Source organism: Azonexus hydrophilus (assembly GCF_001956855.1).
Taxonomy (GTDB): Bacteria; Pseudomonadota; Gammaproteobacteria; order Burkholderiales; family Rhodocyclaceae; genus Azonexus; species Azonexus hydrophilus_A.
This window is the reverse complement of sequence record NZ_MTHD01000001.1, coordinates 410,748-433,654: the sequence shown is the minus strand read 5'-3', so window position 1 is coordinate 433,654 and position 22,907 is coordinate 410,748. Positions and strand designations below refer to the sequence as shown.

The 22,907-nt window shown below is 63.7% G+C and carries 20 protein-coding genes and 1 riboswitch; of the genes, 10 read left to right on the top strand and 10 right to left on the bottom strand.

The window, feature by feature from the left end:
- Positions 1-128: 128 nt before the first annotated feature.
- From BJN45_RS02030 to BJN45_RS02020, 3 genes are all read left to right on the top strand, one after another.
- A complete protein-coding gene (locus tag BJN45_RS02030; protein WP_076091554.1) occupies positions 129-1,508 on the top strand; it encodes an FAD-binding oxidoreductase in 1,380 nt (459 codons plus the stop codon).
- Positions 1,509-2,194: 686 nt separating this feature from the next.
- Positions 2,195-5,677, top strand: coding sequence for an indolepyruvate ferredoxin oxidoreductase family protein (locus BJN45_RS02025; RefSeq protein WP_076091552.1), 3,483 nt, complete (start codon positions 2,195-2,197; stop codon positions 5,675-5,677).
- Positions 5,678-5,848: 171 nt separating this feature from the next.
- A riboswitch (cyclic di-GMP riboswitch) is annotated at positions 5,849-5,941 on the top strand.
- A gap of 73 nt (positions 5,942-6,014) precedes the next feature.
- A complete protein-coding gene (locus tag BJN45_RS02020; protein ID WP_076091550.1) occupies positions 6,015-6,905 on the top strand; it encodes an HDOD domain-containing protein in 891 nt (296 codons plus the stop codon).
- A 24-nt stretch (positions 6,906-6,929) separates the two neighbouring features.
- Here the strand turns inward: BJN45_RS02020 and BJN45_RS02015 are convergent, their stop codons facing one another.
- Positions 6,930-7,808, bottom strand: coding sequence for a pirin family protein (locus tag BJN45_RS02015; RefSeq protein ID WP_430793409.1), 879 nt, complete (start codon positions 7,806-7,808; stop codon positions 6,930-6,932).
- 37 nt (positions 7,809-7,845) lie between these two features.
- Positions 7,846-8,445: an FMN-dependent NADH-azoreductase gene (locus BJN45_RS02010; RefSeq protein WP_076091546.1), complete on the bottom strand. Its 600-nt coding sequence runs from the start codon at positions 8,443-8,445 to the stop codon at positions 7,846-7,848.
- A gap of 135 nt (positions 8,446-8,580) precedes the next feature.
- On the opposite strand from BJN45_RS02010, the gene BJN45_RS02005 reads away from it, so the two are divergent.
- From BJN45_RS02005 to BJN45_RS01995, 3 genes are all read left to right on the top strand, one after another.
- On the top strand, positions 8,581-9,483 hold the full coding sequence (locus BJN45_RS02005; protein WP_076091544.1) for a LysR family transcriptional regulator: 903 nt from the start codon (positions 8,581-8,583) through the stop codon (positions 9,481-9,483).
- 97 nt (positions 9,484-9,580) lie between these two features.
- Complete coding sequence (locus tag BJN45_RS02000) at positions 9,581-10,330, top strand: class I SAM-dependent methyltransferase (RefSeq protein WP_076091542.1); 750 nt, start codon at positions 9,581-9,583, stop codon at positions 10,328-10,330.
- Positions 10,331-10,336: 6 nt separating this feature from the next.
- Positions 10,337-12,418, top strand: coding sequence for an ATP-binding protein (locus tag BJN45_RS01995; RefSeq protein ID WP_076091540.1), 2,082 nt, complete (start codon positions 10,337-10,339; stop codon positions 12,416-12,418).
- Here the strand turns inward: BJN45_RS01995 and BJN45_RS01990 are convergent.
- Positions 12,415-13,077, bottom strand: coding sequence for a response regulator transcription factor (locus tag BJN45_RS01990; protein WP_076091538.1), 663 nt, complete (start codon positions 13,075-13,077; stop codon positions 12,415-12,417). The two genes, BJN45_RS01995 and BJN45_RS01990, sit on opposite strands and share 4 nt — an antisense overlap.
- Positions 13,078-13,165: 88 nt before the next feature.
- Here BJN45_RS01990 and BJN45_RS01985 point away from each other — a divergent pair, with 88 nt between their 5' ends.
- Complete coding sequence (locus tag BJN45_RS01985) at positions 13,166-13,621, top strand: PhaM family polyhydroxyalkanoate granule multifunctional regulatory protein (RefSeq protein WP_076091536.1); 456 nt, start codon at positions 13,166-13,168, stop codon at positions 13,619-13,621.
- Here the strand turns inward: BJN45_RS01985 and BJN45_RS01980 are convergent, their stop codons facing one another.
- On the bottom strand, positions 13,622-14,518 hold the full coding sequence (locus BJN45_RS01980; protein WP_076091534.1) for an AEC family transporter: 897 nt from the start codon (positions 14,516-14,518) through the stop codon (positions 13,622-13,624).
- A 106-nt stretch (positions 14,519-14,624) separates the two neighbouring features.
- Between BJN45_RS01980 and BJN45_RS01975 the strand changes: the two genes are divergently transcribed.
- Positions 14,625-15,074 (top strand): NfeD family protein, encoded by a 450-nt coding sequence (locus tag BJN45_RS01975; RefSeq protein ID WP_083650815.1) that lies wholly within the window; start codon positions 14,625-14,627, stop codon positions 15,072-15,074.
- Between the two features lie 3 nt (positions 15,075-15,077).
- Entirely contained in the window at positions 15,078-15,932 is an 855-nt protein-coding gene (locus tag BJN45_RS01970; protein WP_076091530.1) for an SPFH domain-containing protein, read from the top strand.
- On the opposite strand, the gene BJN45_RS01965 is transcribed toward BJN45_RS01970, so the two are convergent.
- On the bottom strand, positions 15,929-16,525 hold the full coding sequence (locus tag BJN45_RS01965) for a hypothetical protein (protein ID WP_076091528.1): 597 nt from the start codon (positions 16,523-16,525) through the stop codon (positions 15,929-15,931). The two genes, BJN45_RS01970 and BJN45_RS01965, sit on opposite strands and share 4 nt — an antisense overlap.
- Before the next feature lie 108 nt (positions 16,526-16,633).
- Here BJN45_RS01965 and BJN45_RS01960 point away from each other — a divergent pair, with 108 nt between their 5' ends.
- A complete protein-coding gene (locus BJN45_RS01960) occupies positions 16,634-17,827 on the top strand; it encodes a CaiB/BaiF CoA transferase family protein (protein ID WP_076091526.1) in 1,194 nt (397 codons plus the stop codon).
- Positions 17,828-17,832: 5 nt separating this feature from the next.
- Here the strand turns inward: BJN45_RS01960 and BJN45_RS01955 are convergent, their stop codons facing one another.
- Genes BJN45_RS01955 through BJN45_RS01935 form a run of 5 tightly spaced genes read right to left on the bottom strand, consistent with a single transcriptional unit; the run spans position 17,833 to position 22,897 of the window.
- Positions 17,833-18,333 carry a hypothetical protein gene (locus BJN45_RS01955; RefSeq protein WP_076091524.1) on the bottom strand — a complete coding sequence of 167 codons (501 nt, stop codon included), beginning with the start codon at positions 18,331-18,333 and terminating at the stop codon, positions 17,833-17,835.
- 14 nt (positions 18,334-18,347) lie between these two features.
- A complete protein-coding gene (locus tag BJN45_RS01950; RefSeq protein ID WP_205750528.1) occupies positions 18,348-19,577 on the bottom strand; it encodes a phenylacetate--CoA ligase family protein in 1,230 nt (409 codons plus the stop codon).
- On the bottom strand, positions 19,574-20,389 hold the full coding sequence (locus tag BJN45_RS01945; protein ID WP_076091522.1) for an ABC transporter ATP-binding protein: 816 nt from the start codon (positions 20,387-20,389) through the stop codon (positions 19,574-19,576). Before BJN45_RS01945 ends, BJN45_RS01950 begins: the two co-directional genes overlap by 4 nt.
- Positions 20,390-20,441: 52 nt before the next feature.
- Complete coding sequence (locus BJN45_RS01940; protein WP_076091520.1) at positions 20,442-21,770, bottom strand: ABC transporter substrate-binding protein; 1,329 nt, start codon at positions 21,768-21,770, stop codon at positions 20,442-20,444.
- Between the two features lie 50 nt (positions 21,771-21,820).
- A complete protein-coding gene (locus BJN45_RS01935; protein WP_076091518.1) occupies positions 21,821-22,897 on the bottom strand; it encodes a branched-chain amino acid ABC transporter permease in 1,077 nt (358 codons plus the stop codon).
- Positions 22,898-22,907 lie beyond the last annotated feature (10 nt).

The window sequence follows — 22,907 nt, the reverse complement described above, 5'->3', positions numbered from 1 at the left end:
CAACAGATGTCGATTCTGCGCACACGATAGTCCAACGTCAAGGCGTAATTTGGCGCCGTTCCGCCTGCCAGCGCACGGACGGATGACTTGTGATAGCGTTGCCGGCCGCACATTTCCCCCTGACAACGATGACCTCAAGACTTCCCGAAGCCCTGTGCAACGCCCTCAGGACGCTATTCCGACAACGCTTCTCGCAAGGCGAATCGACCCGCCTGCAGCATGGCCGCGACGAATCCGTACATCAGCCACAGATGCCGGACGGCGTCGTGCTCGCGGAAAACATCGAAGAAATCGTGTCGACCGTAAAACTCTGCGCCGCGCACGGTGTGCCGCTCATTCCCTACGGCGTCGGCAGCTCGGTCGAAGGCCACGTACTGGCACCGGGCGGCGGCATCTCGCTCGACCTCTCCGGCATGAACCAGGTGCTGGCGATCCACGCCGAAGACGGCGACGCAACGGTGCAGGCCGGCGTCACGCGCAAGCAGTTGAACGACGCGCTCAAAGGCAGCGGCCTGTTCTTCCCGATCGACCCCGGCGCCGACGCGACCATCGGCGGCATGGCGGCGACCCGTGCCTCGGGCACCAACGCCGTGCGCTACGGGACGATGAAGGACAACGTGCTGGCGACCACGACGGTGCTCGCCGACGGCCGCGTCATGAAAACCGGCGGCCGCGCCCGCAAGTCGTCGGCCGGCTACGACCTGACCCGGCTGCTGGTCGGCTCGGAAGGTACGCTCGGCATCATGGCCGAACTGACCGTCAAGCTGTACCCGATTCCCGAAGCCATCTCGGCCGCGGTGTGCACCTTTCCCGACATCGAATCAGCGGTGCAGACGGTGATCCAGACCATCCAGCTCGGCGTGCCGGTGGCACGCATCGAACTGCTCGATGCGCTGTCACTCAAGGCCATCAACCAGTTCAGCAAGACCACGCTGGCGGAAGCGCCGACGCTGTTCTTCGAATTTCACGGCAGCCCCGCCGGGGTCGAGGAACAGGCCGAAACCGTGCAAGCCATCGCCGGCGATCTCGGCGGCGCCAACTTCGAGTGGGCAACCCGGCCGGAAGACCGCACGCGCCTGTGGCAGGCCCGCCACGACGCCTACTTCGCCTGCCTGCAGCTGAAACCCGGTTGCCGCTGCTTCCCGACCGACGTCTGCGTGCCGATCTCGCGGCTGGCCGAATGCATCGCAGAAACCAACGAGGACATCGCCCAGGTCAGCATCCCGATCGCACTCTTCGGCCATGTCGGCGACGGCAATTTCCACCTCGTCGTGCTGGTCGATCCCGACAACATCAAGGAAATGGAAGAAGCCGCCTGGATCAGCCGGCGCGTCGTCGAACGGGCGATTGCGATGGAAGGCACCTGCACTGGCGAGCATGGCATCGGGCTGGGCAAGCGGAAATATCTTGTTGCCGAGCATGGTGAGGTGGCGGTTGAGGTGATGCGGGCGGTGAAGCGGGCGCTTGATCCGGCGGGATTGTTGAATCCGGGGAAGGTTTTGCCGTAGGGGATTCTTGAATTGGCTGGGGGTTCCGCCTGAGGGCGTCTTACTTTCTTCTTGCTTCGCCAAGAAGAAAGTAAGCAAAGAAGAAGGCGACCCCAGGTTACGCGGTCGGCTGCGCCGACTCCCCTGCGCTACTCGCTGTCGGCGGGGGCTGCGGAACTCGCCGCTACGCGGCTCAGACAGTCCTCGCCCTTTTTCCGCCGCCAGCTCCGTTGCTCGGCGCTGCACATGGGGGCCCCAAATGCGTCGCAGATCAAGCAGCAAGCTTTTGTATTGAATATTGCGGTCAACAAGCAAAAAAGCCCAAAAATCAGTTCCGTCCGCTGAGCCCGGACGCCTTTCCGGGCCCCTTGGGAGGTGCCGAGCAACGCAGGAACGCCGGGGGCAGTCGGCGAGCACTGTTTGAGGGGCGCAGCCCCGAGTTGCGCAGCCGCCCGGCGTTTCGAGTAGCGCAGGGAACCGGCGCAGCCGGCACCGACCCAGGGTCGCCTTTTCTTTGCTTACTTTCTTTTGGCGAAGCAAAAGAAAGTAAGACGCGCCTCAAGCGCGGAACCCTCAGCAAAAACCCTTATTGCCCGAACCATCCCCCCTCCCCGATACTCCAATCTCCAACGCCCGAACACCACCACCCCCGGTGTGCGGGAACACAGTAACCGGCCCACAAGGCCGAGAAAAAATGGAGACAAAACATGGGCAAGCCCGATTTGCCGGCGTCGGTATCCGCGACGCTGGATGACAAGTACACCCGCAACACCGGCCGCGTCTTCCTGACCGGCACCCAGGCGCTGATCCGCCTGCCGATGCTGCAGCGCGAACGCGATCTCGCTGCCGGACTGAATACCGCCGGTTTCGTTTCCGGCTATCGCGGCAGTCCGCTGGGCAATCTCGATCTCGGCCTGTGGAAAGCCAAGGCGCACCTCGCCGACCACCACATCACCTTCCAGCCCGGCGTCAACGAAGACCTCGCCGCCACCGCCGTCTGGGGCAGCCAGCAGGTCGGGCTGTTCCCCGGCGCGAAATACGCCGGCGTATTCGGCATGTGGTACGGCAAGGGGCCGGGCGTCGATCGCTGCGGCGATGTCTTCCGCCATGCCAACGCTGCCGGCTCGGCGCAGTTTGGCGGCGTACTGGTCATCGCCGGTGACGACCACGCGGCCAAATCCTCGACCTTGCCGCACCAGACTGAACACGTCTTCAAGGCGGTGATGATGCCGGTGCTGTACCCGGCCAACGTCCAGGAATATCTCGACTACGGCCTGCACGGCTGGGCGATGAGCCGCTATTCCGGCTGCTGGGTGGCGTTCAAGGCGCTGGCCGACACCGTCGAAACCTCGGCCTCGGTGAATATCGATCTGAGTGCGGTCGACATCAAAATCCCCACCGATTTCAGCCTGCCGGCCGACGGTCTCAACATCCGCTGGCCGGACCCGCCGCTGGTTCAGGAAGCCCGCCTGCTCAACCACAAGCTGTACGCGGCGCTGGCCTACTGCCGGGCGAACAAGCTTGATCGCGTGATCATCGATTCGCCAACGCCCCGCCTCGGCATTCTCACCGCCGGCAAAAGCTACCTTGACGTGCGCCAGGCGCTCGACGAACTCGGCATCGACGAGGCGCTGGCCGCGCAGATCGGCATCCGGCTGTACAAGGTCGGCATGGTCTGGCCGCTGGAACCGGAAGGCGTGCGCCACTTTGCCGAAGGCCTGGAGGAAATCCTGGTCGTCGAGGAAAAGCGGCAACTGCTCGAATACCAGTTGAAGGAAGAGCTGTACAACTGGCGCGACGATGTCCGCCCGCGCATCGTCGGCAAATTCGATGAAAAAGGCGAGTGGACCGCAGGCGGCGAAGGCGGTTACCTGGCGCACAGCGACTGGCTGCTGCCGGCCGCCGGCGAACTGCCGGTGGCCGTCATCGCCCGTGTCATCGCCCGGCGCATCGGCCGCTTCTTCACCTCGCCGGCCATCCAAGCGCGGCTGCAACTGATCGAAGCCAAGCAGCAGGCAGCAAAGACGCCGATCGTGCTGGCCGAACGCAAGCCGCACTTCTGCTCGGGCTGCCCGCACAACACGTCCACCAAAGTGCCGGAAGGCTCGCGCGCCGTCGCCGGCATCGGCTGCCACTACATGGTGACGTGGATGGATCGCTCGACTGCGACCTTCACCCACATGGGCGGCGAAGGCGTGCCCTGGGTCGGCCAGGCGCCGTTCACCGAGGAAAAGCACATCTTCGCCAACCTCGGCGACGGCACCTATTTTCATTCCGGACTGCTCGCCATCCGCCAGTCAATCGCGGCGAAAGTGCCGATCACCTACAAGATTCTCTACAACGACGCCGTCGCGATGACTGGCGGCCAGCCGGTCGATGGCATTCTCAGCGTCGCCCGCATCACCCGGCAGCTGGAAGCAGAAGGCGTCGGCAAGATGATCATCGTCGCTGCCGAACCAGAGAAATACGCGCAGATCACCGATCTCGCCCGACCGGGAGGAAATGCGGTTCCAGTCCGCCATCGCGACGAACTCGACGCCGTCCAGCGCGAACTGCGCGAGTTTCCCGGCGTTTCGATCCTGATCTACGACCAGGTCTGCGCCACCGAAGCCCGCCGCCGGCGCAAACGCGGCAAAATGCCGGCGGTGAGCAAACGCGTGGTCATCAACGAAGCCGTCTGCGAAGGCTGCGGCGACTGTTCGGTGCAATCCAACTGCCTGTCGGTGGTACCGGTCGAAACCGCCTTCGGCACCAAGCGCCAGATCGACCAGTCATCCTGCAATCAGGATTTCTCCTGCCTCAAGGGCTTCTGCCCAAGCTTCGTCACCATCGACGGGGCGATACCAAAGAAAGGCAGCACGACTGCGGTCGACGCCAACAACTGGGCAATTTTGCCGGCGCCGCAACTGCCATCGACCGAACAGCCGTACAACCTGTTGATCACCGGTGTCGGCGGCATGGGCGTGATCACCCTCGGCGCCCTGGTCGGCATGGCCGCCCACCTCGACGGCAAGGGCATCTCGACACTGGACATGACCGGCCTGGCGCAGAAATACGGCGCCGTCTTCTCGCACCTGCGCATTGCCGACCGCCCCGAAGACATCCACGCCGCCCGCATCGCCACCGGCGAAGCGCACGCCGTGCTCGGCGGCGACCTGGTTGTCAGCGCCAGCCCGGAAGCGACGGCCAAAATGCTCGAAGGCCGGACCCGCGCGGTGGTCAGCAGCACCGAAACCCCGACCGCCGAATTCACCCGCAACCGCGACTGGCACTTCCCGCAAACCGGCCTGCAGCAGCAACTTACCGACACCCTGGGGCGCGAGCAGATCCAGTTCATCGACAGCAATCATCTGGCCAGCGCGCTGATGGGCGATGCGCTTTACGCCAACATGCTGCTCCTCGGCTACGCCTGGCAAAAGGGACTGGTCCCGGTATCCGCTGCCGCCCTCGACCGCGCCATCGAACTCAACGGCACGGCCATCGATGCCAACCGCCAGGCCTTCATGTGGGGCCGTCGCGCCGCCGCCCAGCCTGCTGCGGTCGACGCCATCGCCGGGGCAAAAACCACCCGCCCCGGCAGCGCCGAACAGACGCTGGACGAACTGATCGCCAGCCGCCGCGAACACCTTACCGCCTACCAGGACAGCCACCTGGCTGAGCGCTATGGCCGCCGGATCGAAGCCATCCGCCAGCTCGGTGACGACGCCCTGACCCGCGCCGTCGCCACCCAGTACGCCCGTCTGCTCGCCCCCAAGGACGCCTGGGAAGTCGCCCGCCTGTATACACAAACCGATTTCCTCGACAGCCTGAACCAGCGCTTCGACGGCGAACTGCGCCTCAACTTCCACTTGGCCCCGCCCGGCCTGAGCGGCAGCTGCCCCGACGGCCGGCCGAAGAAAATCCGCTTCGGTCCCTGGCTGCTGCCCGTACTGCGCGCCCTGAGCCTGGCCCGCCGCTGGCGCGGCACCTGGCTCGACCCGTGGAAAAACAGCGAGGAAAGTCGACTTGACCGCCAACTGCTGGCCGACTACGAAGCCGACCTCGACAGTATTTCCGGACAAGCCCCCGGCCCCGAACGCCTGGCCCTTGCCACCTGGCCGGAAGCGGTCAGGGGTTTTGGCCCGGTGCGCCAGCTTGCCGCCGAGCAGGCTGACAGGAAGCGAAAACAGTTGCGCCAGGCTCCGAAATAACCAGCACTTCAGGAACTTGCCAAGGGAGGCGTGCGATTGCAGCGCGCAGCCTCCCTGAGTTCAACGCAACCTGCGTTCCAGCTGATCACCAGACGGCTGTTTTTCACTAGCGCTCAATATTGTTTGATTTAGCGCAAAAGCATGACAACAACTGCAGTTACCATGACGTTTCATTGATCAGGGCAAACCCGTCGAAAGGCGGGGACGCAAAGCTTCCAGTCTAATGAACCAGGATCTTGGTTCGATGATAGTGGGGTCGCCAATATGGCTTTATGGCAGCACGCGGGCACGATGCCCTTGATCTCCGAATGGTTCGTTATTTCCGGAGGTTGTTGCCATGCAGATGCTCAATAAAGCCGTCAATACCGAAGTTGCCGCCGAGTCGGTTTCCGATATTCTCAAGACCATATTCATTCCACCCTGCCCAGTGGTGGTCGCCGCGCTGCTCGACGAGGCACGCCGCCCGGAAGTCGATTTCAACAAGATCATCCGTCTGATTACCGGCGATCTTGGCCTGGCAGCGTCGATGATGAAGACTGCCAATTCGCCGATCTTCGCGCTGCGCAACAAGGTCGAGACGGTACAAACAGCGGCGGCGGTGCTTGGCTTGAAGAACATCCTGTGCATCGTCAACGGCCTGGCACTGAAACGTTCGCTATCCCCCGACGACGTCAGCGTCAGCATGGAACGCTTCTGGGAACGCTCGAATTACCACGCGACCGTATCGACCCGGCTGGCGCGGCGAGTACCCGGCATTACCCGGGAAGACGCCTATACCTTCGGTCTCTTCCATGATTGCGGCATTCCCATCCTGATGCAGCGTTTTGCCGACTACAAGGAGACGCTGCTGCTGGCCAACCGTTCGGCCAGGGCGGTCTGGGAAGTGGAAACCGAGCGGCATGGCACGGACCATGTGGCGGTTGGCGCCATGCTCGCCCACAACTGGCATTTGCCGGAGCTGATCGTGAAGGCGATCCGCATGCATCACAATTTTGAAATCCTTGCCGACACCTCATCAAGTGTGAGCGACGAGGTGCGTGCGCTGACCGCCATCTCCCTGCTTGCCGACCACCTGATCGCGCGTTTTCTCGATGTGCCGGACGAGGCGGAATGGATGGCGCATGGCGCCGCCGCACTGAACTACCTGAACTTCGACGAAGAAGAACTGGCAGAGCTTCAGTGCGACGTCGAAGAAGACCTCAACGCCATTCGCCTCGACCGGGGTTAAACGCTACCCGCAGTCTGCAGCCGGCTATAGCGCCTGCACCACCGCCGCCTCGAACTTGCCGTCCCGGTAGTCGCGCAAGGTCTGCTCGATCTGCTCGGCGGTGTTCATCACGAACGGCCCGTACTGGGCGATCGGCTCATCCAGCGGGTGGCCGGCGACGAGGATCAGGCGGCTGTCCACCGGCGCCTCGATGACCACGCCAGCCGCGCCATCGTTGGCCAAAATTGCCATCTGACGGTCGTCGACCGCAGTACCGGCAATTTCGGCCCGGCCGCGATAGACATAGGCAAAAGCATTGTGCCCGGCTGGAATGGCCTGCTCGAAGCGGCTGCCGGCCAGCAGGTGGATGTCGAGGTAGAGCGGCTCGGTCACCGGTCGCTGTACCGCACCGACCGTGCCGTGGCTTTCGCCTGCAATGACGCGGACGTGCACACCGCTGGCGCTGGTGTATTCCGGGATCGCCGCCGACGGCACGTCGCGGTAGTTGGGCGCCATCATCTTGTCCGCCGCCGGCAAGTTCAGCCACAGCTGAAAACCTTCCATCAGCCCGGATTCCTGCTCCGGCAGTTCGGAATGGATCAGGCCGCTACCGGCGACCATCCACTGCATGCCGCCGGGGCCGAGCAGGCCCTGGTTGCCGGCGCTGTCGTGATGGCGCATGCGCCCGGCCAGCATGTAGGTGATGGTTTCGAAACCGCGGTGCGGATGGTCGGGAAAGCCGCCGATGTAGTCGTCCGGGTTTTCGTTGCGGAAGGCGTCGAGCATCAGGAAGGGATCGAGACGACGTTGCAGGTTCTGGGTCAGCACGCGGGTCAGGCGCACGCCTGCGCCGTCGGCGGTCTGCTGCCCTGCGACGAGACGTTCGACACCACGGAAGGCGGTGGATGTTTGGCTCATGCTCATGCTCCTGTTAACGAACCGGCTCTGGTCAGACGCCGGTTCAGGCAAAAAGTTGGTCGAGATGCGCATCGGCTTCGGCAAACGCCTTGTCGGCGGATTCCGCGCCCAGCGCCAGGCCTTCGGCGTAGATGAACTCGACATCTGTCAGACCGAGGAAGGCGAGCACGCTCTTCAGGTAGGGCACTTGCGAATCGGCCGGGGTGTCGCGGTAGAGACCGCCGCGCGCCAGCGCAACGTAGACCTTCTTACCCTTGAGCAAGCCTTCCGGACCGTTGGCGGTGTAGCGGAAGGTGACGCCGGCGCGGGCGATGGCGTCGATCCAGGTCTTCAGTTGCACAGGGACGCCGAAGTTGTACATCGGCACGCCGAGTACGATCACATCGACAGCCTGAACCTGGGCGATCAACGCATCGTCGAGCGCGACCCGGTCAGCCTGCGCCGGGGTGCGCTGATCGGCCGGGGTGAACAACGCGCCCAGGGCCGGCTCGTCGAGTACCGGGTGCGGGTTGGCGGCGAGGTCGCGCAGTTCGACGACAGCCTGCGGGTTGGCAGCCAGCAGACGGGCAGTCACTGCGTCGGCGAGACGGGTCGAGTTGGCGCCGGCAGAGCGGGCGCTGGCGTTGATTTGCAGGATCTTCATGATTTTTCTCCGTGGGGTTGAGGTTTCGGTTTCGGCCTAGCCGACACCATGGAGCAGATGATATTTGCAACAATGCCGCGCCAGAAGCCGTTGAAATGGGTAACATTGTTCCATTATTGAACCAATGGCCAAGACATGAAGCTGGATGCCAACGATCTGCTGCTGTTCGCCCTGATCATGGAGACCGGCAGTTTCGCGCGCGCCGCCGAGCGCGCCGGGCTGCCCAGGTCGACGCTGTCGCGGCGGCTGACCGCGCTTGAGGCAAAACTCGGCGAGCGCCTGCTCAGCCGCAGCACGCGGCGCCTGAGCATCACCGAATTCGGCGAGCGCATCCTCGATCACGCCAAGCGACTGCTCGAGGAAACCGAGGCAGCGACTGCCATCGCCCAGCACCGGCAGGCGACGCCGCGCGGCGTGCTGCGCGTGTCGATGCCGCCGGATTTCGTTGAGCTCGACCTGACCCGCCTGCTGCTGCAATACGCCGCCACTTACCCGGAAGTGCGGCTCGAACTCGACCTGTCGCCCCGACGCGTGGACCTGCTGGCCGAGCGTTTCGACATCGCCATCCGCGCCGCCAGCCGCCTGCCCGACGATGCCGGCCTGGTCGCCCGCCAGATCAGCCGGCTGGACAACCGCCTCTACGCCAGCCCGGCCTACCTGGCGCGCTACGGCGAGCCAACGAGCCCGGACGATCTGGCGCGGCATGTGTGCCTCGGCCTGATCGGCGGCAACGGCGAGGCCATTCCGTGGCGCCTGTCGCGCGGCGACGAATCCTGGGAAGGCATGCCGAACGGGCCGCTAGCCGCCAATTCGCCGGCGCTGCAGCGCGACCTGGCGGCGCATGGCCTGGGCATCGTCGCCCTGGACCAGCGCTTTGCCGGCACGCGGGTTGCCGAAGGACTGCTCCGCCGCGTACTGCCCGACTGGCAACTTCCCGGCATCACGCTGTGGTGCGTCACGCCCGGCCGCCGTCTGCTGCCGGCACGCACCACCGCCTTCATCGACTTGCTGCGCGGCGTTCTCGGCCATGCGCCATAAACTGTCGATTATTGCGGTCGACCGCAATAAAACGGCAAAAACCACGCATGAGCCGGCAAAACTGATTTCGCCGACATATTTCCCTTAGAATCTCGCCATGTCTGCCACACCCAAGCGTCAATTCGCCCTGCAGGGGGCTGCCGTCATCCTCGTCCTCTCCGTCGCCTGGCCGTATTACGGCTGGCAGGCGGAAGCCATGCCCTGGCTGCAGACCAGCCTGCTGATCGGCGCCGTTGCGCTGGCGCTGGCCACGCTGAGCCGCCAGCCATGGTGGTGGCGCGTCATCCACGCATTTTTCATGCCGCTGGTCTGGGTGACCTACAGCCTGGCCATCGACCCGGGCTGGTTCCTGCTCGCCTTCGTGCTGTTGCTGCTGGTCTATCGCGGCGCGCTGAGCGGCCAGGTGCCGCTCTACCTGTCCAACCGCGAAACCGTCGCCGCCCTCGACGAGTTGCTGGGCAAGGAAGAAGCGGAACATTTCCTCGACCTCGGCGCCGGCCTCGGCAGCACCGTCATCCCGCTCGCCGACCGCTGGCCGGACAAGCACTTCACCGGCGTCGAGAACGCCCCGTTGACCTGGCTGGCCGGTCGCATCCTCGGCGTCGGCCGCAGCAACCTGGACTGGCGCTGGGACGACCTGTGGGCAACACCGCTGCACAACCACGACCTGGTCTACGCCTTCCTCTCGCCGGCCCCGATGCCCGAATTGTGGGAAAAGGTGAAAGCCGAGATGAAGCCGGGCAGCCTGTTCGTCAGCAACAGTTTCCCGGTACCCGGCGAAGTGCCGCTGAAGGTCATCGAGGTCGACTGCACGCCGCCGCGACCGCTTTACTGCTACCGCATCTGACCTGAAATGCTTACACGCAAGCCGGAAAAGCTCGCCCTGATCGTTGCCCTGGCGGGGACACTGACGGTATTGCTCGTCTTCCTGACCGACCTGACGCTGTCCTACCAGCGCGACATCGACAGCGGCGAAAAACGCCTGCAGCAGTTCACGGTGATGATGGCCGAACACACGGCGCGCTCCTTCGAGGCCGTCGACGTACTGGTCAAGGAAGTCGCCACCGACCTCTCCAGCAACCGCATCGACTGGCCCGAATGGGAGTCCGTGCGCGGCTGGGAATACATCGCCCAGCGCCACTCGCGCGCGATGCCGCAGTTGCGCGACCTGATCGTCTTCGACGAACAGGGCAACCAGCGGTTCATCTCGACCTATTTTCCGCCGCCGCCGATCAACGTCCGCGACCGCCCCTATTTCATCACGCTGGAAAACGGCGCCCTGTGGTCCACTTTCGGCCCCTATGTCGGGCGCAACTCGGGACGCTACACCTACGCCATCGCGCACCGCATCAACGGTCCGGAAAAACGTTTCGCCGGCGCCGCCTTCGCCGCCATCGAACCGGCCTACATGCAGGATTTCTGCTGGGCCAACCGCCTGTCGGACAATTTCGATGCGGTGCTGACCAATCTCCGGGGCGAAGTCATCGCCTCCTGCCGCCCCGCCGACCTCAGCACACACTCCGGCATTCTCGGCCGGCCGGCCGGTGACATCCTGTTTGGCGGCCGGCCGGCCGGGCGGATCCCGGAAACCGGCCTGGCCCGCGGCAACGGACTCCTGATCTCGACCTCGCCGGTACCGGGCTTTTCCGATCTGCGCCTGGTCGCCATCATGCCGACCGAATCGGTGCTGACCAACTGGTACAACCGGCTGTTCGAGATCGGTACGCTCGGCGCCATGCTCAGCGCACTGCTGTTCTTCGGTGCCCTGCTGGTCCGCCGCCAGGTCGGCGAATTGCGCGCCATGGCCGAAGCGCTGGCCGAAAGCCGCGATCAGCTGGAAGACCGGATCGACACTGCCACCGCAGCGCTGGCGGCTGAAAAGGATGCGGCAGAACGGGCCAATGCAGCAAAAAGCCGCTTTCTGGCTGCAGCCAGCCACGACTTGCGACAACCGCTGCACGCGCTGTCGCTGTTCACCACCGACCTGCTGCGCCAGGCCAGTGCCGGCCGCCTGCGCGAAGTTCCCCGCATTGCCGAACAGATCAGCGCCTCGACCCAGACGCTGGGCGAAATGCTCAACGCCCTGCTCGACATTTCGCGCCTTGATATCGATGGTGTCCGGGCCGACATCCAGGCCTTTCCGCTCGACGCGGTCTTCCGTCACCTGCACGACGCCTTCCACCGCCAGGCCGATGCCCAGCAGTTACGCCTGCGTTTCCATCCGACCCGCCTGTACCTGCGTACCGACCCGCGCCTGCTCGAACGCATGATCGGCAATCTGATTTCCAACGCACTGCGCTACACGCCAGCCGGCGGCTCGGTACTCGTCGGCGCCCGTCTGCAGGGCGACAAGGTGCGCATCGAAGTCCGCGACAGCGGCATCGGCATCGCCCGGGAATACCGGACCGCCGTGTTTGCCGAGTTTTTCCAGGTTGCCAATGTTGCCCGCGAACACGACGGCGGCCTCGGCCTCGGCCTGTCCATTGTCGAACGCCTGGCCAAGGGGCTGGACATCCAGGTCACACTGGCTTCGCAGATCGGCAACGGAACCCGATTCGGTCTGCTGGTCGCCCGGGAAAAGAGTATCGCGAGCAGCAGCCAGCGCCAGAAAGCCAGCGTCGGCCTGGTGCACCTGATCGGCAACTCGGCCGAACTTGCCGCCTGCCGGGAACTGATCACCTCGTGGCATTACGAAACCAGCAGCGGCGACCGCCAATCGGTCGAGCGGCTGCGCAGCGACACCATCGTCATCTGCGACGCCGACAGCATCCCGGACATCGATCCGGAAATGGCGCTGATCGTTCTCGGCAGCAATCCGGCAACGGCAGCACCGCGCGGCACCCATACCCTGACCCTGCCGCTGCGTCCGGCCCGCCTGCGCGCCCTGTTGCGCGCCAGTTCCTCGCGCAACCCGGCGGCGGCACAAACCGTCTAGAAAACGTCGGCGAAGTCGATGCGGTAGCGTGCGGCTGTCACCAGCGCCTGCGTCCGGCTGTTCACGCCCAGCGCCTTGAATACCGCCGTCGCGTGGATCTTCACGGTACCTTCGGAAAGATCCAGCTGTTCGGCGATATCCCGGTTCGACAAGCCACGGACCATCAGACACAGCACCTGCGCCTGGCGATCGGTCAGGCCGATATCCTCGGGCCGGACGCTGACGCTCGATGGCGGCACCGGCACGGCGTCGTCCATCCGGGCCAGGGCTTGACCGCTCGGCCGGAAGATGTTGCCGGCCAGCACCTCGCGCACGGCTTGCAGCAGGCATTCGCCGTTGAGCGCCTTGGGAATGAATCCGGAAGCACCGAGATTGATCACGCGTGTCACCGTCGGCATGTCGTCGAAGGCGGAAACGACCGCCACCGGCATCGCCGGATAACGTCGGCGCAGGATGTCGAGACCGGCGAAGCCGTCGATGCCGGGCAGTGCCAGGTCGAGCAGGACCAGGTCGAAGTCGCCTTCGCTGTCGAGCACCCCCAGCGCGCTCTCGAAATCGGCGCTTTCAAAAACGCTGGCGCCCTCCTCGATCTGCGACAGCAATCCGACCAGGCCCTCCCGGACCAGCGCATGATCTTCCACCACGAGCAATTTAAGCATCTATTCCCCTTTCATAACGGCGGCTAATTTATCATTTTGCGTTACAAAGTGGTTTAAGATCGTTGAATACAACCCGAAGGAGAGAGACATGGCTGACCAACAAGCAAACGATCCGCTCAATTTCATGCGCAACATGTGGGGCAACATGGGCTTCTCCCTTCCCGGCATGGTCGCGCCGACATTCGACCTTGAAGAACTCGACAAGCGCATCAAGGACCTGAAGGCGGTTGAAGGCTGGCTACGCATGAATCTCTCGATGCTGCAGATGACCATTCAGGGCCTGGAGATGCAGCGTACCACCGTCAGCACCGTGCAGGCGATGGGCCAGATGGCCACCGATGCCGCGCGCAAGATGAACGAGGAGCCGGCCCCCGAAGCAGCCCCGGCGGAAGCGCCGGGCGGCCTGTCCGAAGCGGCGATGTGGCCGTGGCAGATGATGCAGCAGATGCGCGAGCAGATGCAGCAGAATGCCGAAGCCGCAGCCCAGGCCGTCGAGGCGGAAACGGAAAAACCCAAGGCCAAGCGGTCGACCGCAAAAAAGTAGTCAGCCGATCAGCCACGCTGCCCATAGCGGCAGCGTGAGCATCGCCGCCAGCGTGCTTGCCGAAATCAGCCAGGCGACGCTGCGGCCGTCGCCCCCCATGCGCATCGCCAGGATGTAGGCCGACGACGCCGTCGGCATCGCGGCAAACAGCACCACCACCTGGAAATACAGGCCCGACAAGCCAAGCAGGCTGCCAACACCGACCGCGATCAGCGGCAGAGCCAGCAGCTTGACGGCGAGCAGCCAGCCCGAGAACAGCCGGACACCGCTGGTGCCGTCCAGGCGCAGCGCCGCGCCGACGGTGATCAGGCCGAGGGCGATCGAGGCATCGGCCAGACGACCGAGAAAAGACTGCAATGGTGCCGGCGGCACGAAGCCCGCGAGGTTGAGCACGAAGCCGGTTGCGGTCGCCCAGATCAGTGGATTGCGCGCCACTTCGCGCCACAGGCCGACATTGCCGTGACGGGCGAGCATCCAGACCGAGGCCAGGTTGGCGAAAGGTACGGCGGCACCGACGATCAGGCCCATGGTGGCGATGCCGGGCGAGCCGAAAAGCATACCGGCGACGGCCAGCGCGATATAGGAATTGAACCGGTAGCCGCACTGGAACATCGACGCGTAGGTCAGCGCCGGCATCCGGGTGAACAGTTTCGGCACCAGCGCCAGCAGCATGCCGCCGAACATCGCGGCGAAGGCCGTAGCCAGCAGCGGCATGGCAGCGCCCAGGTCAAGCGTCGTGCGCAGGATGGCATTGACCAGCAGGGCCGGGAAGAGGATGAAATAGACCAGTTTCTCGACGCCATTCCAGAAATGGTCGCCCAGATGCATCCAGCGCCGGATCATGGCGCCGAGCAGGATCAGGGCAAAATCGGGGAGCAGCAGCAGGACGGTTTGCATGCGTCGATTCTAATCCTGCGGTCAACCGCCAATAATCCGTGAAAACCACAATTCGCCTTGACCCGCTCCGGCAAACCCGAAATACTCGACACACATGGAGATCAACATGCATCCTGAATGGTGGCACTGGATCGTCGTCGGCATATTGCTGACCCTCGCCGAACTGGCCATACCGGCCTTCTACGTCATCTGGTTCGGCCTCGGCGCGCTGCTCGTCGGCGGCCTGCTGGTTTTTGCCCCGGATCTGTCGTCGACCGCACAAGTCATGCTCTGGATCGTCGCCTCGCTGGCCATGGTCATACTCTGGTTCCGGGTCTTCAAGCAGAACTTCGATCGGACCCGCAGCGGCACCGCCGATGGTGAAGCCATTGGCGAAATCGGCTTGCTGGTCAGCGCCATCGTGCCCTTCGGCAAGGGCAAGGTCCGTTTCCAGCGCCCCCTGCTCGGCTCGGACGAATGGATCTGTCTGGCCGATGACGCCATCCCTGCCGGCGAGCGCGTCCGCGTTGTCGGCGTCGAAGGCAGTTTTCTCAAAGTTGCAAAAACCCGGGAGTAAAACATGGAAGCAGGACTCATCGTCAGTCTGGTACTACTGGTCTTTGTCGTCGTCACCATCGCCAAGGGCGTGCGCATCGTGCCGCAGGGCGAGGAATGGATCGTCGAGCGGCTGGGCAAATACCATGGCACGCTCAAGCCCGGTCTCAACGTGGTCATTCCCTACATCGACAAGATCGCTTATCAACTGGTCACCAAGGACATCATCCTCGACGTCCAGGAACAGGAAGTGATCACCCGCGACAATGCGGTGATCCTGACCAATGCCATCGCCTTCATCAAGGTCACCGATCCGGTCAAGGCGGTCTATGGCATCACCGATTTTTCCGAAGCCATCCGCAACCTGATCATGACCACGCTGCGTTCGATCGTCGGCGAAATGGAGCTCGACGAGGCACTGTCATCGCGCGACAAGATCAAGGCCCGGCTGCGCGAAAGCATCGCCGACGAGGCCGTCGACTGGGGCCTGACGGTGAAGTCGGTGGAAATCCAGGACATCAAGCCGTCACCGTCGATGCAGAAGGCGATGGAAATGCAGGCGGCGGCCGAACGCGAACGCAAGGCTGTCGTCATCCGGGCCGAAGGCGCCAAGCAGGCGGCCATCCTCGAAGCTGAAGCACGGCTGGAATCGGCCAAGCGCGACGCCGACGCCCAGGTCATGCTGGCCGAGGCCTCAGCCGAAGCGATCCGCCGCATCACTGCCGCCATCGGCGACCAGACCGGCCCGATGTCCTACATGCTCGGCGAAAAGTACATCGCCGCGCTGGAGCGCATGGGCGAGAAGGACAATGCCAAGGTCGTCGTGCTGCCGGCCGATCTGCAGGAAGCAGTCAAGGGCTTGTTCGGGCGCCGGGGCTAGGGCTGCTTGCCGTCGCCGTCAGTCGGCTCGTCGTACTGGCGGCGCAAGCGATTCAGCCCCTGCTGAAAGGCTTCGGCGTCGCCATAATCGAAGAACTTCGGATAGCGGTCATGCGCCGCCTTGATCCGCCGTGCGTGCTTGATCGGGCACCAGTACTGCTCGGTCCGCGCCGCCACTTCCCGCGTATAGGCGGCAACGCCGTTGCCGTATGAGCAGTAGAAGCAGTTGAACTTCTCGACCAGGTTCAGGTAAGGCAGATCGGCGCGATCAAAGACAATGTAGTCGCCACGCCGGACCCGCGGAATGCGATACACCGGAAAGCAGATCGTCTGGTACAGCGTGACGAACAGGTCCATCAGCAGGAAGGGAATCCAGCCGGCGTAGATCACCGGCGCGGTCAGCAGGACCAGGATGCGCGAGCGGATGAGGAAGCGGAACAGCCCGGTCTTGTAGCGGCGCTGCTGGCGGGCCAGTTCGTCGGCCAGCTCGGCTTTCTTGCGCGCCCACTCCTCGCGCGTCTTGAGATACTCGCCCTCCAGTTCATTCTGCAAGGCCTCGATACGGGCCAGCAACTCGTCGATTCTGCTTTTCATAACCATCCTCCGGAAGCCCCGAATCATGCCCGAAGGCCGCTGCCGCAGGCAAACGCCGACGTGCGATACTGCGGTCGACAGCCCTTTTGACGAGAAAAAGAGAGAACCATGGAGACAGTCCGGACTCAGGAAAAGCGCGGCCCGCTGGCCGGCATCAAGGTCGTCGAATTCGCCGGCATCGGCCCCGGCCCGTTCTGCGGCATGCTACTCGCCGACATGGGGGCCGAGGTAACGCTGCTCGAGCGTGCCGGCGGCACCTTTGCCTCGCAGTTGTTCGGCGGCGGGCGCAAGGCGGTGGCCAATCGCGGCAAGAAATCCTTGTGCATCGACCTGAAGAGTCCGGAAGCCCGACCGCTGGTACACAAGCTGATCGCCGACGCCGACGTGCTGATCGAGGGTTTTCGGCCCGGGGTCATGGAACGCCTCGGCTTCGGTCCGGACGAATGCCTGGCGCTGAATCCACGCCTGATCTACGGGCGCATGACTGGCTGGGGACAGGATGGTCCGCTGGCGCCGCGCGCCGGCCACGACGCCAACTACGCCGCGCTGGCCGGTGTGCTCGACAGCGGACGCCGGCACGGTGGCGCCCCGTGGGCGCCACCGACGCTGGTCGGCGACATGGGAGGCGGCGGCCTGGTGCTGGCCTGGGGCATCGCCTGTGCACTGCTCGAAACGCAGCGCAGCGGCCAGGGGCAGGTGATCGATGCGGCGATGTGCGAAGGTGCGGCACTGCTCGCGCACGGCCTGTTCAATCTCGACGCGCTGGGCGAGTGGCAGGGTCAATGCGCGATCGATTCGAGTGCCCCGTTCTACGATGTCTATGCCTGCGCCGACGGCCTGTGGCTCAGCGTCTGCCCGCTGGAGCCGCAGTTCTACGCGACCTTCATCCAGCGTCTGGGTCTGGCGGACGACCCGGATTTTTCCGGCGCCCAGTACGACACCACGCGCTGGCCGGCGATGAAACGCCGGCTGACCGCAATATTCTGCGGTCAACCGCGCATCTACTGGGAAAAGCTGTTCGCCGACAGCGACGATTGCGTGTGGCCGGTGCTGACCATGAAAGAGGCGACGGAACACCCGCACAACCAGGCGCGTCAAGCCTTCATCGACATTGCCGGCGTCCGCCAGCCGGCCCCGGCCCCACGCCTGTCACGAACGCCCGCATCGGTCAGCAACCCGCCGCCCTTGCTCGGCGAACACACCCAGGAACGCCTGGCGACGCTGGGACTGTCGGCAGCGGAAATTACACGGCTGGTCGCGCTGGGTGCCGTTTCACTGGCTCGCCCCAGCAGCGGCGACTGATCCTGTTACGGCTCGCAGGCCCCGAGCAGGTCGGCCTCGAGCTCGATTTCCATGCCCTTCTCCAGCGGCCGGTCGAGGAACATGCCGCGATACAGGCGACCGGCGTTCTCCGCCTTGCGCACATGCGGCGTTTCCCAGTCGCTGACGCTGACGCGGACCATGCCGATCTGCTCGTCGCGATCCGGCACGCCGGGTGCCAGGCAAGGGGTCGCCCGCACGTGGCGGACGAATTCCTCACGGTTGTACTGATCAACGGTCTTGCCCGGCACCACCGGGCACTGCCCCAGTTGTCGGGTACTGACCGCCGCACCGAGGACTTTCCCCTTCAGGAAGAACAGCGGCTCGGTCAGTATCCAGCCGGCACCGCCTTCCCGATAGACGACGCAGGTACCCGGGCGCAACAGGTCCGGATGCTTGAACAACAGCCCGGCGGAGGGTCGCAAGGCGGGCTCGTCGGCCACTGCCGGCAGGGCCAGCACGGCCAGTGCGAAGGCTAAAACACGCATCACAGGATTCCAGGTCAATAGACCCGCTTATCTTCGATCACCTTTCCATCATTCGGCAAGCCCCCCGGTGCAACAAATTCGACCGTACCGCGCAATTTCGTCTGTTCGCGCAGCGCATCGACCAGCTTCTCCCTGAGTCCGCCGACCGCATCCGCTGCTTCACAATGCAGCACCATCCGGTCCTGGGCATCCGGGTTGTCCACCACCAGACGCAGGCGCGACACTTCCGGATTGCGCCGGGCAATTTCTGCGACCTGCTCGGGATGCACGAACATGCCCTTGACCTTGGTCGTCTGGTCGGCCCGACCAAGCCAGCCACGCAAGCGGATATTGCTGCGCCCGCAGGGCGAGCGCCCGGGCATGATCGCCGACAGGTCGCCGGTGGCAAAACGGATCAATGGATAATCGGCATTGAAAGTGGTTACCACCACCTCACCGACTTCACCATCGGCAACCGGGTCGCCGGTTCCCGGGCGGACGATCTCGACCAGCACGTCCTCTTCGACGACCAGCCCTTCTTCCGCCTCGGTTTCATAGGCGATGACACCAATATCGGCGGTCGCGTAACACTGGCGCACGGTAATGCCGCGCTCGCCCAGCCAGGTACGCGTGACGCCAGGCAGCGCTTCGCCGGAAACGCAAGCTTTCTTCAGCGAACCGAGATCCGCCCCCATTTCCTCGGCCTTTTCGATGATGATGCGCAGGAAGGACGGCGTCCCGACATAACCGTCCGGACGTAAATCGGCCATCGCCTGGACCTGCTGCTCGGTCTGTCCGGTACCGCCTGGAAAGACCGAACAACCCAGCTTGCGGGCGCCACCCTCGAAAATGAAGGCACCCGGCGTGAAGTGGTAGGAAAAACAGTTGTGGATCAGGTCACCATGGCGAAAACCGGCGGCGTACAGCACGCGGGCCATGCGCCAGTGGTCGGTTTCCATGCCCTGCAGTTCGTAGATCGGTCCAGGTGAAGCAAACACCCGCTTGGCCCGGGAACGCGGCAAGGCGTTCAGGCCGCCGAACGGCGGGTGTTGTTTCTGCAGATCGATCAGGTCGCGCTTGCGGGTCAGCGGCAACTTCGCCAGTGCCTCGCGGCTGGCGCAGTCGAACGGATTGATGCCGGCCAGCAATTGGAAGTAGTGGTGCGTCGTTTCCTTCGCATGCCCCACCTGACGCGCCAGCCGGTCCATCAGATGCGCTTCGCGCTCCTCGGGATCGCGGGTTTCCAGCGGATCGTAGTAGCTCACGAAAGCCACCGCTTTCTTCTGCGATAGTGCTTGACCTCGCGGAAGGACTTGCGCCCGGCTGACGACAGGCCAAGATAGAACTCCTTGACGTCCTCGTTATCGCGCAGATCGGCCGCCGCCCCTTCCATCACCACCCGGCCGTTTTCCAGGATGTAGCCGAAATCGGCATAGCGCAGGGCAATGCTGGTGTTCTGCTCGGCCAGCAGGAAAGTCGTGCCTTCCTTTTCGTTCAGTTGCTTGACGATACTGAACACTTCCTCGACGATCTGCGGCGCCAGGCCCATCGACGGTTCGTCGAGCAGTACCAGTTTCGGCTTGGCCATCAGGGCGCGACCGATCGCGCACATCTGCTGCTCGCCACCGGAGGTATAGGCCGCCTGGCTGGTCCGCCGGGTTTTCAGCCGGGGAAAGAAGTCATAGACCTTGTCCAGGGTTTCCTGGACGGCCGCCTTGCCATCGGTGCGGGTATAGGCACCGGTCAGGAGATTCTCTTCAATGGTCAGGTGACCGAAGCAATGCCGGCCCTCCATGACCTGAACCACGCCGCGGCGAACCAGGTCGCCCGGGGTCAGCGCTTCGACGCGCTCGCCCTTGAGCTCGACCGAGCCCTTGGTCACCTCGCCGCGTTCGCCGTGCAGCAGGTTGCTGACGGCGCGCAGCGTCGTCGTCTTGCCGGCACCGTTGCCGCCGAGCAGCGCAACAATGCGCCCTTCCGGGACGGAAAACGAGACACCCTTGAGGACCAGGATCACGTGGTTGTAAATGACCTCGATGTTGTTCACATTGAGGAATGCTGTGTTGGGAGCGTTCATCGTCGACTCTCGAATAGAACGCCTGCGCCCGGAGGCGCAGGCGTGATTCACCTTACTGCTTGCACTGCTCCGGCGTACGCGGCGTGATCTTCTTCTCTTCGGCATACTTGCCGGAAGCCAGCATCGCCATCGGACGCAGCACCTTCTGGTCAGCCTGGTACCAGTCGGACGTGAAGTTCCACTTGGCGCCATCCCAGGTGTGGACACGTACCCAGGAAGATCCCAGGTGGTCGGTGCAGGAAGTCTGGACCGGCCGCATCACGCCGGCAAAGCCCATGTCATCAAGCATCTTCTGGTCGAGATTGAGATTCTCCAGACCCCAGCGAACCTGCTCGCCGGTCATGACCTTCTTGCCATAGCGCTCCTGCGCCTTGCGCACGCCTTCGACACCCAGCATCGCGGAAATCAGGCCACGCATGTAGAGCACGGAACCGACTTCATCCTTCGGGCCGGTCCCCTGGCCCTTGGCATGAACCATCGCCAGCATGTCCTTGACCACCTTGCTGTTCGGCTCCGCGCCGTGCTGCAGCGTCAGCGCGCTGTAGCCCTTGGCCCCGGCACCAACGTCCTTGACATCGGGTTCAGCACCGGCCCACCAGATACCCAGCATCTTTTCCCGCGGATAGCCGGTTGCCTGGGCTTCCTTCAGCGCGGTCGAATTCATCACACCCCAGCCCCATAGCAGCACGTTGTCCGGGCGGTCGCGACGGATCTGCAGCCAGGTCGCCTTCTGCTCGACGCCCGGGTGGGCAACCGGCAGCAACTGCAGGTCGAAACCATGCATCTTGGCGCGCTCCTGCAGTGCCGGGATCGGCTCCTTGCCGTACGGACTGTCGTGGTAGACCAGTGCAATCTTCTTGCCCTTCAGCTTGTCGAGGCCGCCGGCCTGTTTGGCGATGTGCTGGATGGCAACGTCGGCACCGACCCAGTAAGTGCCCAGCAGCGGGAAGTTCCAGGTGAATACGGCACCGTTCTGCGATTCACTGCGGCCATAACCGGCGGTGATGACCGGAATCTTGTCGATCGGCGCCTTTTCGGTCAGGGCAAAGGTGATACCGGTGGACAGCGGCTGGAAGACAGTCGCGCCCTTACCCTTCAGACGCTCGTAGCACTCGACGCCACGGTCGGTGGCATAGCCGGTCTCGCATTCTTCGAACGATACCTTGACGCCGTTGATGCCGCCCTTGGCGTTGACCAGCTTCAGGTAATCGACATAGCCGTTGGCCCAAGGTGCACCGTTGGCGGCATAGGCACCGGTGCGATACACGATCACCGGGAAGTACTGCTCCTTTGCCTGGGCGTAGGCAGCGGGACTGACGACAGCGGCACTCAGGCCAACCGAGGCGATGGCGGCCGCAAGGGCCAGGGAACGAAATTTCATGGGTTGTCTCCTCCTGTTATTAGTGAAGCGTGGGTACTACGCGTGCCGCGTCAGTGGGGGAATGGCCACAGACGCAGTTTCTCCTTGGCGATCGACCAGAGACGGGCGAGGCCATGCGGTTCGACGATCAGGAAAAAGACGATCAGCGAACCAAAGATGATGAGCTCGGCATGCGAGATGCCGGCAGTCGAGATCTCGATACCGAACAGATGCCCCAGTGCCGGCAGGACCTGATTCAGGAAAATCGGCAGCACAACGATGAAGGCTGCGCCGAAGAAGCTGCCCAGGATCGAACCCATGCCGCCGATGATGACCATGAAAAGCAGCTGGAAAGAACGGTCGACCGAGAAAGCCGCCGGCTCCCAGGAGCCCAGGTGAACAAAGCCCCACAACGCACCGGCGACACCGACGAAGAAGGAGCTGACGGCAAAGGCCGAGAGCTTGGCCCACATCGGCCGGATGCCGATCACCTCGGCAGCCACATCCATGTCGCGGATGGCCATCCACTGACGACCGATACTGGCCCGGGTCAGGTTCTTGGCAACGAAGGCAAAGACCACGATGAAGCACAGGCAGAACAGGTATTTCTCCAGCGGCGAATCAATGCCCCAGCCGAAAACGCTGAGATTGGAAATCGACACCGAGCCGGAGGAGGAATAGTTGGTGAACCAGCCCAGCCGCAGGAACGCCCAGTCGCAGAAGAACTGTGCCGCCAGCGTTGCCACAGCGAGATAAAGGCCGCGCACCCGCAGACTTGGAATCCCGAACAGGATACCCATGCCGGCCGACGCCAGCCCGCCGAGCAGCAGACCGAAGATCAGCGGCATGCCGTCGATGCGGATCATGAAGTTGTACGCCGCATACGCCCCGATCGCCATGAAGGCGCCCGCCCCCAGCGTGATCTGGCCGCAATAGCCGACCAGCAGATTGACCCCGAGTGCTGCCAGCGACAGGATCAGGAACGGGATCAGGATGGCCCGGAACATGTATTCGTCGGCCAGCAGCGGAATGCCGATGAAGGCGAAGGCGATCACGCCGAGGACGAATACCTTGTCCTGGGCAATGGTGAAGATTTGCTGATCGGCCGCATACGTTGTCTTGAACTGGCCGTTTTCACGATAAATCACTTTGTTCTCT